Annotated in this window: 16 protein-coding genes; 3 read left to right on the top strand and 13 right to left on the bottom strand. The window is 44.3% G+C overall.

Annotated features, from left to right (window positions below; genetic code table 11):
* Positions 1-56: 56 nt before the first annotated feature.
* Positions 57-1,286 (bottom strand): outer membrane lipoprotein-sorting protein, encoded by a 1,230-nt coding sequence (locus KJS52_RS11115; protein ID WP_213514953.1) that lies wholly within the window; start codon positions 1,284-1,286, stop codon positions 57-59.
* A gap of 242 nt (positions 1,287-1,528) precedes the next feature.
* Between KJS52_RS11115 and KJS52_RS11110 the strand changes: the two genes are divergently transcribed.
* On the top strand, positions 1,529-2,323 hold the full coding sequence (locus tag KJS52_RS11110; RefSeq protein WP_213515183.1) for a DUF2935 domain-containing protein: 795 nt from the start codon (positions 1,529-1,531) through the stop codon (positions 2,321-2,323).
* A gap of 99 nt (positions 2,324-2,422) precedes the next feature.
* Here KJS52_RS11110 and KJS52_RS11105 read toward each other — a convergent pair whose 3' ends face one another.
* Positions 2,423-2,704 carry a CD3324 family protein gene (locus KJS52_RS11105; RefSeq protein WP_213514951.1) on the bottom strand — a complete coding sequence of 94 codons (282 nt, stop codon included), beginning with the start codon at positions 2,702-2,704 and terminating at the stop codon, positions 2,423-2,425.
* A gap of 422 nt (positions 2,705-3,126) precedes the next feature.
* Here KJS52_RS11105 and KJS52_RS11100 point away from each other — a divergent pair, with 422 nt between their 5' ends.
* On the top strand, positions 3,127-3,606 hold the full coding sequence (locus tag KJS52_RS11100; protein ID WP_213514950.1) for a pyridoxamine 5'-phosphate oxidase family protein: 480 nt from the start codon (positions 3,127-3,129) through the stop codon (positions 3,604-3,606).
* Between the two features lie 751 nt (positions 3,607-4,357).
* Here the strand turns inward: KJS52_RS11100 and KJS52_RS11095 are convergent.
* The 4 genes from KJS52_RS11095 to KJS52_RS11080 all read right to left on the bottom strand — a co-directional run bounded on the left by KJS52_RS11095 (position 4,358) and on the right by KJS52_RS11080 (position 6,152).
* The gene (locus KJS52_RS11095; protein WP_213514948.1) at positions 4,358-4,648 is read right to left on the bottom strand and encodes a hypothetical protein; all 291 of its coding nucleotides are present in this window, start codon (positions 4,646-4,648) and stop codon (positions 4,358-4,360) included.
* Between the two features lie 195 nt (positions 4,649-4,843).
* The gene (locus KJS52_RS11090; RefSeq protein ID WP_246563424.1) at positions 4,844-5,218 is read right to left on the bottom strand and encodes a permease; all 375 of its coding nucleotides are present in this window, start codon (positions 5,216-5,218) and stop codon (positions 4,844-4,846) included.
* A 25-nt stretch (positions 5,219-5,243) separates the two neighbouring features.
* On the bottom strand, positions 5,244-5,504 hold the full coding sequence (locus tag KJS52_RS11085) for a helix-turn-helix transcriptional regulator (RefSeq protein WP_213514946.1): 261 nt from the start codon (positions 5,502-5,504) through the stop codon (positions 5,244-5,246).
* Positions 5,505-5,903: 399 nt separating this feature from the next.
* Positions 5,904-6,152: a hypothetical protein gene (locus KJS52_RS11080; protein WP_213514944.1), complete on the bottom strand. Its 249-nt coding sequence runs from the start codon at positions 6,150-6,152 to the stop codon at positions 5,904-5,906.
* A gap of 176 nt (positions 6,153-6,328) precedes the next feature.
* Here KJS52_RS11080 and KJS52_RS11075 point away from each other — a divergent pair, with 176 nt between their 5' ends.
* A complete protein-coding gene (locus KJS52_RS11075) occupies positions 6,329-6,625 on the top strand; it encodes a hypothetical protein (RefSeq protein ID WP_213514942.1) in 297 nt (98 codons plus the stop codon).
* Positions 6,626-6,757: 132 nt separating this feature from the next.
* Here KJS52_RS11075 and KJS52_RS11070 read toward each other — a convergent pair whose 3' ends face one another.
* The 7 genes from KJS52_RS11070 to KJS52_RS11040 all read right to left on the bottom strand — a co-directional run bounded on the left by KJS52_RS11070 (position 6,758) and on the right by KJS52_RS11040 (position 13,304).
* The gene (locus KJS52_RS11070; RefSeq protein WP_246563422.1) at positions 6,758-7,456 is read right to left on the bottom strand and encodes a glycerophosphodiester phosphodiesterase; all 699 of its coding nucleotides are present in this window, start codon (positions 7,454-7,456) and stop codon (positions 6,758-6,760) included.
* Positions 7,453-8,268, bottom strand: coding sequence for a Cof-type HAD-IIB family hydrolase (locus tag KJS52_RS11065; protein WP_213514940.1), 816 nt, complete (start codon positions 8,266-8,268; stop codon positions 7,453-7,455). Before KJS52_RS11065 ends, KJS52_RS11070 begins: the two co-directional genes overlap by 4 nt.
* A gap of 76 nt (positions 8,269-8,344) precedes the next feature.
* Positions 8,345-9,202 (bottom strand): carbohydrate ABC transporter permease, encoded by an 858-nt coding sequence (locus tag KJS52_RS11060; RefSeq protein ID WP_213514938.1) that lies wholly within the window; start codon positions 9,200-9,202, stop codon positions 8,345-8,347.
* The gene (locus tag KJS52_RS11055) at positions 9,192-10,133 is read right to left on the bottom strand and encodes a carbohydrate ABC transporter permease (RefSeq protein ID WP_373871356.1); all 942 of its coding nucleotides are present in this window, start codon (positions 10,131-10,133) and stop codon (positions 9,192-9,194) included. The genes KJS52_RS11060 and KJS52_RS11055 overlap by 11 nt, the downstream gene beginning before the upstream one ends.
* Positions 10,134-10,140: 7 nt before the next feature.
* A complete protein-coding gene (locus KJS52_RS11050; protein WP_246563420.1) occupies positions 10,141-11,484 on the bottom strand; it encodes an ABC transporter substrate-binding protein in 1,344 nt (447 codons plus the stop codon).
* Positions 11,485-11,614: 130 nt separating this feature from the next.
* Complete coding sequence (locus KJS52_RS11045) at positions 11,615-12,169, bottom strand: glycerol-3-phosphate responsive antiterminator (protein ID WP_246563418.1); 555 nt, start codon at positions 12,167-12,169, stop codon at positions 11,615-11,617.
* A 274-nt stretch (positions 12,170-12,443) separates the two neighbouring features.
* Entirely contained in the window at positions 12,444-13,304 is an 861-nt protein-coding gene (locus KJS52_RS11040) for a cell wall hydrolase (RefSeq protein ID WP_213514936.1), read from the bottom strand.
* Positions 13,305-13,495: the final 191 nt, after the last annotated feature.

The following is a 13,495-nucleotide window of genomic DNA, read 5'->3' as shown; positions in this document are numbered from 1 at the left end:
CAGTCCATGCTTGCCTCATAAGGGGAGCTTTCTATTTCATGTAAAGCAATTCGATTTTATTTGGATAGTTCTGCTTGCACGGATTGTGCGATTTTAATCAGCTCTGGTTCTGGCAAATTCGCGCTGCTTAGACGGTACATATTGCCGTTATACGTCCAGCTTAACGTTTGGACGTCCTCGCCCGCCGTAAGCTGACCGATCGTATAGCCAAGGTTGACAAGGTCGCCTTGTGCTAATGCAGTTGCCATATCCTTCGCTGACGTTTGGATCAAGGTGTAGCTGTATAAGCCGTCATAGCGCGTCAATAGTCCAGGGCTGCCTGCGTATTCGATATCCGTCATGTCCTTCAAGCTGACGCCTAGCGGTGTGTAGGTTGGCTCCATTGCTACAAACGTATCGCTGGATTGCTGTACAGCCGATGTTGGCTCTTCCTTGTTGTTTTCCACATTGCCCTTCGTATTTTCTGCTTCTTCTCCAGCATTGCCTTCCTCGGCAGGCGCACCTGCATCATGCTCTTCGTCTACATTTCCTTCAACACCCTCTTGGTCCGGAGCAGATGGCTCGCTGCCTACGCCATCATCTCCTGGCGCTACACTTTCTTGATCGTCCTTCGGTGTTATATCTGTTGGCGATTCAGGTGTTGGCGCTGAAGCGCCAGCGTTCATATTGGCATCTGTAGCAAAGTAATCCTCAGTAAAGCTTGGGTTAAACTCGAAGGTATCGAACTTTACATCAACCAGCACCGTTGCATTCGTATCGCTTACTTCAACTTGAAGCGGATGATAATCATCCTGACTTAGCCAAATTTTTTGACGAGCAAGTGATGTATTGTTGTACTGAGCCATTACATCAAAAACATAAGCTTCATCTGTTGTTGTAAATTGACGCGATCCATCAAGCAAAATGCTTTGCACCAGCGTCTGGTATAAATACACTTGTCCTTGCTTTTGCGGCCAATCACTTTGGAAGCGGAACACTTTGTTTTGCTTCGGAGTTAGTACAAATACTCCTTCATCGTTGCGCAGCACAATTTGCGTAATGTCCTTCTCAACATTGGTTAGTTTGATGCGGTACGATTCCGGCTTCTGGTAGGAAACTTCAACCTGATAGGCTTGTGGCTGCTGTCCGTTATGCAAGGTCATGGTGCCGCTTCCTGTGTAGCCCTCCATACTATTCAAAAATTTGTCCAAATCCTTTACCACGGATTCGGCGTCCTTCGTACCGCAAGCAGATAACACTAGTGTCAAGCTTAGTATAATTGCCGCGATCCATGTCATGCGACGCATGAAATCATCCCCTCTACAACTTGGTATTTACTGGCTGATACATACTATGAGGGGACTTGACCATTTATGCAGACAAGATTGACGAGCTGGTCGAGAATTTTTTATTTATGCTGTAATAACGACTACTGTCTTCTATCTATGCTGTCGCCCAGTCAAGCATAGCAGCATATAGTAAAAAAACTGAAAGATGAGAATTTGTTTTTATGCTCATCACCATTGCTGTGGAGGGAAAAGAAATGAATATGTCGCAGTCCGCATTATTTGAGCATCGGTTCTGGCTGCAAATATTGGGCGATCATGCACGGTTTATCTTCAATACACTGTCACCATTGGAAAAACAAGATATCCAAGCAGCAGCATCGTATATAGAAGCTTTTGATCGTTTGCTTGAAGCTGCTAGAAAGCTTCAAATCACAGACTTAGAGGAGCTGACAGTACAAGCACATACACTGACAGAACAATTTAGAACATTTAAGCTTGATTTATTGAGTAGAGCTTTACTTGGGAAGGTAAAGATTGGCTTGACCCCTACCTTTATAAATCACATGGTCAACGAGCTAGAGGAATATTTACGTATTTTAAATGAGCTGGTACAGGGTAAACCTGTGCCTATTTTCGATCCTTTACATCATGATTTTTTGTGGCTTCCTGATGCGGCAGGTCATGCAGCAGCTATTGCGAGTGATTTGGATAGTGTAGAGAAACGGTTAATCAAGCAAAGTGAAGCATTCCAAAAGCATTTTGAGCAGCTCTATATGAAAAGCATCGAAATGGCAGGATACATGAGAACCAATCTTAAAGATTTTCCAGCATTCCGAAGACTTCATAATGAAGTTGATATTGAGATGAAATTATTTGTAGGCTTTCTCAACGAATTAGAGGAAATGCAATTTTCAGCGGAGGTGTTGGACAGAATTAGTCCTTTAATGCCAGATCATATGATGCGGGAGGAATGCTATTATTTAACGAAATTAGCGCAGCATGGTTTAGTTGCTAACCCTGATTGCCAGGCAGATAAACCAAGGGTAGAGGATTAAAGAAATCTTATCTACCATAAAAACCCCCTACATGCACGAGCACTCGCACTGTAGGGGGACTATCATCATATATGATCGCATTACAGCTTTCTTCAAAACTCAGCTCGTAACACGAGATAATTTACTAATAATTTTCCGAATGCTTTCACCGGAAAGAAAATACACACGTTCAAGCTCATCCGTTGATGTTCCGCTACAGTAAGCCTGATAGATTGCTTCATTGCGATCTTTGAGCCGTTCCTTGGAGCCACTTAGCTCTCCCCAACCAGCTCTTTGCTCATCCTGCTTAGGAATGTACAACAGCTCACCGTCAATATATTGCTGCACCTGCTTCAATAACGTGGGGGGTAGCACATCTCTTCCGTTTTTGTAGATCCCCATCGACGCCCTCCTTACTCTTTTTTGTTGTCAAGCAATCGTTGGATTTCAATGCAATCTGCATATACATGGCTTACCCGCCTCCCTTCAATAATTGAATCTTGTAAAACTTGAGATAGCTGTGTTATAAGCAATACTAAGCGGGGAGCCAGACTTGGCTCCCCATTGTGAACGGGTACTCGTTAAACGAGTACCACCTCTTGGTTCTGAATCATTTCACTCAGCCTCCCTTCCACACATTTCGTCGGCCCGACATCTATATTAAGCCATATAAGGAAGCATTTGTGCAAGTGATAGAACAAATTAAATTGTTTTTTACCATTTACTAACTCCAAACTCAACGATTTATACAGATAAGCATAAATTGGATGCCATTCGGTCACCCTAAGGAGCAACGAATTAGAAATGGAGTGCGATTGCTACTTATGAATGATCACGATAAAGCATTAGAAAAAGTACGCAGCTTAATAAAGGGAATTGAAATCGCAATGTTGACTACGGTAACAAGTGAAGGACTAGTGTCTCGTCCAATGAAAACGCAAGAGCTTGAATTTGACGGGGACCTGTATTTTCTAACGATGAAAAGCACCGGCAAATATGAAGAGCTGCAGCAAAATCCTCATGTTAATGTGGTCTATGTCGGTGCTTCCTACGTATCAATTCGCGGTACTGCGCAATTGCTCGACGATCGTGAGAAGATAAAAGAATATTGGAATACTGCCTATGAAAAAATGCTTAAAACGACAAGCGATGATCCTAATTTAATTTTAATAAAGGTTCATGCAGAAACAGCAGAATATTGGGATACCGGCAACTGGTTAAAATCAATTTTAGAATTGGTTTACCAGCTGACAGGCAAAGAAAGCAAGGAAACCAATATTAACAATCAAATTAATTTGGAGTAGGACCAATATATTCCCCCTTTATAAGGATTTTCTGGACAACCTCATCCGTTTTTATTAGCTTAAAGATTCTGCAGTCATTCGCTTCTCGTTGCATTCAAGTGTTCAATCCACGAGGTCGCTCCGCCCATGTTTGGTCATGAACGTACTCCCAGCGTCTGACTTCACGTGACCGCTGTCTGTATTTATAGCTCATGCGCTTTCGAGTATAGATACGACTGCCTATCGCACACAAAAAATGCCCTGCAATAAGCAGAGCAAGAGTGAAAATTATCATCTCCAAATGATATTTGTACTATTCCCTGAAAAACTGCATTTGCTTACGGTCCGCACTGACCTAAGAAATAATCAATCGTAGTTGCAAATACAAGACCGCTTCCTTGAATGCAAATAACACAACCTGTTCCAAATGTCACAGCATAAAGGGCTCCACAAGAATTCCCAGGCCTGCTAATGCCCAAGCGGCAATTCCTTGATCAGCTAAACAATCATTCATACAGCTCCAGAAAGAATAGGTTTGAAATTGGGATTCTTTTTCTATTCGTTCATCAACAAGCAAATTACCATCTAACCATGCTTTTACATTCCCAAATTCCTCATCGACATCAATGAACTATGTTTCGATTGTTCTTACTAAATCTCCATCAGTTGAGTAAACAAGACTATAAGAACTACCTTTCTCAATTTGTCCAACCATCGGTAATACTACTGCATATTCTGTTATGTCTGCAATTGACGTCCCGCGAACAATTGCTTAATCATATGCCAAGCTCACACCTTCAGAAATATGAGGTTGAGTAATTGTTGTTAAAGTAGCCAAATCATTCTTAGCCTTCAAAATTAAAGCCTGTTTTTGTTTTTCCGTTACTTCAAATGTTTGACTATAAACACTTTCCAATACACTTTGAGCATTACTTGTGCTTTGACAACCAGCAATTTCGTTAACTACAGGATTTTTTTCTTTCGCTGATACAGGGGTCGTAAACATAAGAGTAAGCAAAGCAATAGACAATAAAATGTTAAAATATCGTTTAAAATGCTTCATAACTTTCAATCCTCCCATACAAATAATTTAAACAACCGCGATTATCAGATATCTACTAAATACCGTTCAATCGTCACCCCCTTTTTGTAATTGCTCCAATTACAAAGAGGCGGTATCATGATGTTTATCTTTGCCTACTAATAAGCAAAGGGAGGAGCGAATTAACTATAATTAAAGCTGTAGCATAACTAAAGTTTATATCTGCCTTGCTAGTATTACCCAAGAAAGAAAGACAGTGATGATTGTTAGTGAGCATAAAATGTAGAGGACATCCATCGCGGTTAAAGTGAGGAGTTCAAAATGTATAATCGTTATTAATATAAAATAATAAAATAAAAGAGCAAAGTACGAAATGAACATCCCCTTTTGACGGATATATGTTGTTCGCTCGTCTTTTTGTTTAAACTGAGGATACAAGTATGCCAAACAAAAGCACATTACAGTAAGAGAGAGTATAATATAAACCATAGGAGCAGGAGCGGCTTTTGCCATAACTGCAAGAAAAATCATCCCCCCAGTAAGAAGAAGCCCTAGAACACCCATAACAATGTACATTCTTTTTAGCCCCATCAATACATACCTCCTTGATGTTTTCTTATCTTTCTTCTTCAAAAAAAAATATACTTTCTACATTCGTTTTAAATAATTTTGCTATCTGTAACGCTAATGGAAGTGAAGGGTTATACTTACCTTTTTCAATTGAAATAACAGTTTGTCTGGAAACTCCAAGCGCCTCCGCCAAACTCTCTTGGGAATATCCGTGTAGTTTTCTAAACTCAGGTAATCTATTCTTAAGCAGCGTACGTCCCTCCAATTTATTTAAAGTATACTGTAAAGGAAGTTTTACGTCAAGCATCCTTTACGTAATATTATCCGTAAAATAAAGTGATTGATATTAATAACCACAAGAGATAATAAAATCAATCTAAAGGGATAACCATCCAAGCTATGATCACTAAAAGCCATACTCAAATCGACAGTTCTTTTCCAAGTCATGCAGAGTATAGTTCCAAGACTCCAAGACGCTGTTATATAATTCAAGACCTGTTCCGTTACCAGTTGCTATATGATCAAGTAAAAATAAATATCCTTCCAGATTGTGCGCTGATTTGCTTTTGTCTTCGGAGAGATAGCAAACGTTACTGAATTCGTTATTCCGCATTGAATACTCCAAGTCTTTAAATACCTTTAATATCAGCTCAATTTTTACTGACTCATTTTTATTTATCAGCGGCCTTAACTGCATCCCAGATGATTAAACTAAAGCTACACTAGCTATTATTTGTTCTCTATTGGTTTGTGGAATGGCAGATTCAGCAATATCGATCTCAATCAAATGTTTTAGCTCCAGTACAGTATTATAATAATTGCTTCCAAAAATCTCCTGCAGATTATTTTTCGTACTCTTTAAAATTTTCTTTTCGTGGCTCAAAGAGATGACCAAGACAACATTCATTATGATTAGCACTAATAAACCTATCTTTAAACCTAAATTTAACTTCAATGAAACAACAACCTCCTCTACTTGTTATAATCATTAGAACAATCGGTTTAAATTACTTTAAGCCCGCAAGAGAACTTAACAGATTAGCGTAATTTATATAAGGATTTTCTGGACAGTCCCATCCGTTTTTATTAACTTAAAGATACAAGGTATAGTTAGAAGGAGTTGTTCAGTAAATGTCAGATTTAGATACATTTCTTTATTTCAGGCCAATCTTAATCCTGTTTGTCGGTATACTAGTTATATTATTGATCACTACCTTATTCCAAAAGAGGCATAATAAAACCATCAACTTGTCTACTATTTCAATTACAGTAGTGATTAGCCTTGTTGTGTCCACATTCTTGATTTATCAAATGGGTATTCTATCTGACGAGCTTGCAGTTGGCGCAGATTCCGCTTCCACTATTTTATTTATTGTCATCATAATTTTATCACTTGCTAATGTCCTCGCCTATATCCTTAAAAGATAGCAAAAGCAAAAAGCCCACCAACCAAAAGGCTAGTGAGCTTTGCAGCAAATAAAAAACAGATGGGAGGACTGCTCGCAGCCCTTTCCATCTGTTCCATAACAGCTTTTTAGTCTATTAATCTAGCTTTTTTCTTTATCTACCTTCACCAAGGCCCTCAAGATTGTTCGTACAAATGAGCACATCGGGATAATTGGCTCTCAGGAAGCGCAGCTCGTCTTCATGATCCGGCGTCCAGGCGATTAGCTGGACGTCGTGCTGTCTGGCTTCAGCTGCAAATTCCGCTGTCAAAAACAGATGCTTAAGCGAGACATATTTCGCCCCAAGCTGCTTCATATAAGGAAAGATAGCAGGTGTCGCGCCATATATGACTAGCCCGAGCTCGATTTGCGCATCCAGTTCTCGTACGCGGGCGATGGAGTAATGATCGAAGGAGGTGATAACCACCTGATCCAGCATTTCTACACGCTTGACTACTTCAATTACCGCCGCTTCAAGGCCAGGAATGGCGTTGCCCGTCTGCTTCAGCTCGATGTCAACCAATATTCTGTCCTTGGCAAGCAGCAGCACCTCCTCCAGCGTTGGTACAAACTCGCCCTGCCCTGCGTCAAGCTTGAGCAGCTCATCCAGCGTATAATCCTTCACGGCACCAGTTCCATTGGTCGTACGATTAACGGTCGGGTCATGAATGACTACCGGCACGCCATCCTTTGTCAAATGCACATCCAGCTCCAAATGGGTAAAGCCCAGCTCGATTGCAGCGCGAAAACCTAGCAGTGTGTTTTCCGGGTGCTTTAATGGGTAGCCTCGATGGGCCAAGCCTCTTATTGTCATTGCTTCAAGCTCCTTTCATATACGATGTTGTTAATAGCTTCGATGACGCCCGCGCCATATGCTGCTGTGCAAACATAATTAGCTGCGGCCTTCAGCTCGTCAGGACTGTTCGCAACAGCGACGCCAACTCCAGCAGCCTGCAGCATCGGCAGATCATTCATCTGATTGCCGATTGCCATCATGCTGTCCCGCTCAATGCCCAGCATTTCCGCCAGCCGCTCCAGCGCCTTTCCTTTGCTCGTTTCTGCCGAAATAAGCTCGACATAATAGGGCTCGGACTGGAACTTTTCTACGGACTGCTCCAGCCTTGGCGACCAGTTGCTCCACAACGTCTCAATCCTGTCCTTTTCGCCAAATACGATGACCTTCTCCAGCATGCCCGTTTTCCAGCTTGCATCGGCAATCGATACAAGCTTGCATGTTACCGACTCCTTATGCTCGAACAGCTCGACATCCTCATTCCTCGCAAACACTTCAATGCTGTCCTCGCGGAAGAGGAAAACCGTCAGCCCGCTGTCATTCGCCTCGAGCAGCATCTCTGCCAACGCGGCGGCCTCCAGGCTTTTGCGCTCAAGGACTTTGCCGGAGGCGGCCAATACTGCTCCATTGCACAATATGACAGGCAGCTCGATGCCGATTTGCTCAATAATCGATTGCGCGGTCAATAAGGGACGGCCAGTTGCGATCGTAAATAGCCCGCCCGCTTCGGTATATTTCTTAATTGCTGCTATAACTTCGTCAGGCAGCGAATGATCCGGCATTAGCAATGTGCCGTCCAAATCGCTCACGATACAGCGGATTTTGCTGCTCATTATATCCTCCTCGGCCCGCTGCCAAGGAAAACAGGCTTTCTCCAGTACTCAACCCACTCCTTATTCTGCGGTGTCTTTATTTAAATGTTGAGTTCGCCATAGCAGCTACAATATGCTTCTGCATCAGGCTGTAAACGATAATAATCGGCAGAATCGCCATTACGCTTGCTGCCATAATAATGTGGAAATACATCGCTTCGTCGCCAGCTATCGAATCGCGAAGGAAGGCAATGCCGATCGTCAATACCCGCATATCGCTCGAATTGGTCATAATGAGCGGCCAAAAATAAGAGTTCCATGAGGATATGAAAATAAGCACGACCAGCGTGACGACAGTCGGCAGCGCCATTGGCAGCAGCATTTTATAAATAAGAGCAAAGCGTCCGGCGCCGTCCACGCGCGCCGCTTCAAGCACATCATTATTCAACGATTTGAACGCCTGCCGCAGCAGGAAAATTCCGAAAGCAGATGCGCCATTCGGCACGATTAAAGCCCAAAACGTATCCAGCCAGGACAGATTGGACATCATCACATAAATCGGAATGAAGGTCACCTGATCCGGCACGATTAACGCTGCCAATATGAGCAAAAACAACAGCTCCTTGCCCCAGAAGCGGCCCTTGGCGAACGCATATGCCGCCCATAATGCAACATTAAGCTGCAATATAATTAAGCCAACAGACATAATGAGCGTATTGCCAAAATATCTGGCATACGGAATAACGCGAAATGCCTCCGCATAGTTTTCCCAGGCAAAGCCTTCCGGCCAGAGCGTCGGCACGGCCAGCCGCATTTCAGACTGTGTTTTAAGCGAGCTGACCACCATCCAGTAAACAGGAAACAGGATGAGAAGAGTAACCGCGGCCGCCAGCACAAGCCGAATCACGCCGACAGCCTTGCTGTTCCGTTGTCCTGCCATTCTGTTATCCCTCATAATGCACCTTCTTCCTGCTGATCAGCCATTGCAGCGCTGTAAGAAGCAGTATGATCACAAAGAAAATCATAATAAGCGCTGAGGCTCTGCCTGTTCTGAATTGCGAGAACGCCATCGTATAAATCCAATAGACGATTGCATTCGTGGATTGCAGCGGCCCGCCGTTCGTCATAATATCAATCGATTGGAAAACCTGCATCGATGATATAAAGGTTGTAATGACAAGGAATAGCGTCATCGGTGACAGCAGCGGCAGCGTAATATAGCGGAACAGCATCCATCTGTTAGCGCCATCGATTGCGGCTGCCTCATAGTAATCGCTCGGAATGCTGCGCAAACCGGCAATGAACAAAATCATCGCAAAGCCGACGCCCTTCCAGACGGAAACGACGACAAGCGCCGGCAATACTGTTTGCGAGTTGATTAGCCATTCCACCGGATCGAGGCCGAACAAGGAAACCACTCGATTGAGCAGGCCGTATTTTCCGTTATAAATCCATATGAATACCATCGCTGCAATGACCATCGAAATATAATAGGGCATAAATATAATGCCGCGCATAAAGGCATATAGCCGCGATGACACATTAAACATGAGCGCAAGCAGCAGCCCGATTACCAAGGTTAAAACGACGTCCATAATCGTGTAGGTAAACGTAATTTTAAGTGATTGATAGAAATCCTCATGGCCTAATAAATAGGTATAGTTGTCTATGCCTACAAACTTCTTATCCGGTCTCGTCATATTCCAGTTCGTAAAGCTAATATAGAACGAGTTGCCCAGCGGATAGTATAAAAAGACAGCTAGCAGGGCCAGTGCCGGGAAGGCGAACAGAAAGTCCTTCCACTTCTCTAAGGCTGTTCTCCAGTTGCGGACAGAAGCAGGCGTCCGCACGGACGCCGCCTGTTTCGTATTCGTTTTATTGCTCATACGCATATCACTCATAATCCGCCAATACTTCGTTAATTTTCTCCGCGGCCTGTGGCATTAGCGTTGCCGGGTCCACGTTGTTCAGCGCAAGCTCGCCCATTACTTCAATATAATGGCTTCTAAATTCCGGATAAGCGATATGCTGCAAACGCGGCGTTACATCATCAAAATGCTCCAGTACTGCGCGGTATTGCGGCCATCTTTCGAAATATTGCTTGCCTTCCTCCGACTCAATTGCAGATTTGCGTGTTGGCAGGTAGCCGACAGCTTCCGCCCACTTGATGTTATGCTCAGCAGATGTCATAAACTCAATAAACTTCCAGGCTGCTTCCTTCTCCAGCTCGCTGGCCCCTTCCATCATCGCAATACCCGCTCCGCCAATGTTGGAAATGCGTGTAACATCGCCAGGGATAAAGGAAACGCCAATCTCAAAATCTGCATTTTCGCGATACATTTTAATATTGGCTGATGTGTGCTGAACCATTGCGATCTCGCCATCGAGGAACATTTGACGCATCGTGTTGGATGCACCCTTGCCGTAGCCGATGTGCATGTGGCCATCTGTTTTCCATTTATAGAAATTTTCAATATAACGCATCGACTCTGGCGTCTCTACCGCTGATGCCGATTGATCATCGGTTAAAATTTGTCCGCCGCCATTAATCATCCACGGATCGAAGTACCAGGCATCCCAGCCCGGAACAGAGAAGGCATAGCGCGTCGTTTGACCGTTTTCCTTAAGCGTTACAGCCTCGTTAAATGCGTCGATTTCACTCCATGTTTGCGGCGGCTGCACATTAAGCTCGTCCAGCAGCGTTTTATTGTAAACGAAAACGCTCGTGCTGACGATTAGTGGGAAGCCGTATTGCTTGCCATTGAAGGCATAGGAATTAATCATTCCCTCGGAGAAATCATCAAGCGGAGTTTGATCGCGCAAAATCCATGGCGTCAAATCGGCAAATACGCCGCTCTCACCGAAGGTCGGCAATGAGGAAACCTCTACATTGGTTACAGCAGGCACATCCTTGGCCGCTACAGCCGCTTGCAGCTTTTTATGCAGATCATCATATCCGCCCTGGAATACAGCCTCGACCGTAATATGCGGATACTTTTTCGAAAATTCCTCCAGCATGTAATTCAAGCCTTCCATTTGCGCTTCGGCATGGGAGTGCCAGTACTGGATCGTAACCGGCGACGTATCCTCGACAACTTTTGCCGGCTCCACATCTACTGGCTCGCTATTGCCCCCTGTGCCATTCGCCCCTCCGTTCGTTGCTTGTCCGCCGCACGCCGTTACGACAACTGCCAGCGCCCCTGCCATCATGGTGGTTGCTAATTTTTTCTTGTTCATTACTTGTCATGCTCCTCTCAAGTTTTTGAATGTTGTTTTAGCTTGTGGGTTTTCTCAGCATCTCCACCCGTGTTTGACTGGTCCGTTCCTGTTTGAAAGCCTCCGCCTTCACTCAAGCTTCCGCCTTCATTTAGAGCCAGTAGCGCTTGTCCCCGATCGAGACATAATCGGCACCATTAGCCAGCGCCTGGCGTATTTCCTCCTCATGGCGAATGAGCCCGCCGACAATCAATGGGCTATTAATTTTCTGCTTCAAGTCTCGAATGACTCGCGGCATCAGTCCCGGCATAAGCTCAACCTCATCAGGCTGCACCTGCCCGATCATTTTAATCGCCGTTTCCACCGCAGCCGTGTCGATTGCGAAAATGCGCTGAATCGAACCGATTCCAACCTGGCGTGCCGCAGCAATCATGTTGGACTTCGTGGAAACAATTCCATCTATGCCGAATGTTTTACTCAAATATTGAACGGCAGAAAGATCTCTCCCAAGACCGCTTACCATTTCCAAATGAACATGCACCTGCTTGCCGGCTTTGTGCAGCTCTGAGACGATTGATGATAAGGTCATCATATCGCCAGTCATCAAATTCACCCTCTTCACCTTGCTCTTCAACACTGCTTCAATCTGTTCCGGTTTTGTAATCGAAGCTATAATAGGCAGTTCATCCATATGCTGCTTCTGCATGCTACCTCCCCCTTTCGCTTCTTACTACTCTACCTTCGCCGTATTTTTTCGATGTTAATGTAGTGTAAAGCCTATGTAAAATAAAAAACCCAACTAGAACAAAACATTTACAAAGCGCTTGTACATCGTACAGGCCTGCAACGTTCAGCTAGTTTGGGTTTTCTCATCGTCTCTACCCGAGTATTTTATTACTTATAAATTACTGCTAAAGTATTTGCGCAATATTAATGGCGTGTGAAAGTATTGTAAATGCGTCTGTCCATGCTGGCTTCAGCTATTTTGCAAAAACATGATTGCCAAGACGAACAGTGACCGGACGGCTGCGCACCCATTCATTATCGGTCTTCTTCGGATTGTAGAAGACGGTCGCTCCGCGGCTCGGATCAGTGCCGTTCAGCGCTTCTTGTACAGCGCGCTTCGTCTCCTGGCTCGGCTTCACTTGATAGATTCGCTTGTCCAGCACCGGAGAATATTGATAGTACGCTTTGCCATGATAGTAATCTACCTGAAAAATCGTCTCGATAATAGAATTGGGCCATTCAGGGCTGGCGACCCGATTCAATATGGATGCGGCAACCGCTACCTTGCTGGTGTAGCTCTCCCCGCCTGCTTCCGCTTCTGTAATTTGATACAGCCAGTGAAGCTCTTCTGAGGTCGGCCCGTCCTGCTTGGCCATCGAAACAAAATTGCCATCACCCGTCGAAATAATCGCGGCGCGCTTCTGTGTATCATATTGCACCGCCATGCCAAGCTTTCTTGCCGTATAAGCAAGCGGTACATATGTAGTACCATTGAGCAGTACCGTTCGCAGTTGCAAGCTGTCCTGCTGCCACCCCGCACTTGCACTGCGGCGATATTGCGTATAACGCTCGCCTATTGGAAATCCGAGCTCCATTGCTGGCGTCTTAAGCATAGCAGTGCGCTGAGGCGCGTTCCAGACAACAGAAGCATTCACATTTCGAAAAAATGAAGCCGGTATAAGCTGGTAGCCATTCTGCAAAATCGCAGTCGTTTTAACCGGCTGGTCGTTAATATACACAGTCGTAATTCCAGGCGTTTGCGCTGAAACGCTGCTCGTTGACCAGGCTAAAGCCATGATCAATAACAATGCGACAATCGATCGTTTATTTAACATCATTTCCCCTCCTTCGACATGGACCATTATACATGAGTTAGGAGAGCTGCTTTTATGGTAAAACAAGGATAATGAGAAACAGCGCCATCTCGGAAAATGGCGCTGAAAATGCGTCAGTAAAGGGATTCACCTTAAATGACGGAGCTTTAATTCTGATAATGATGAGAGGATTTTAATCGTCCTGCGGTGCG

Origin of the sequence: Paenibacillus montaniterrae (assembly GCF_018403185.1) — a bacterium.
Taxonomy (GTDB): domain Bacteria; phylum Bacillota; class Bacilli; order Paenibacillales; family Paenibacillaceae; genus Pristimantibacillus; species Pristimantibacillus montaniterrae.
This window is presented reverse-complemented; position numbering and strand designations above follow the sequence as displayed.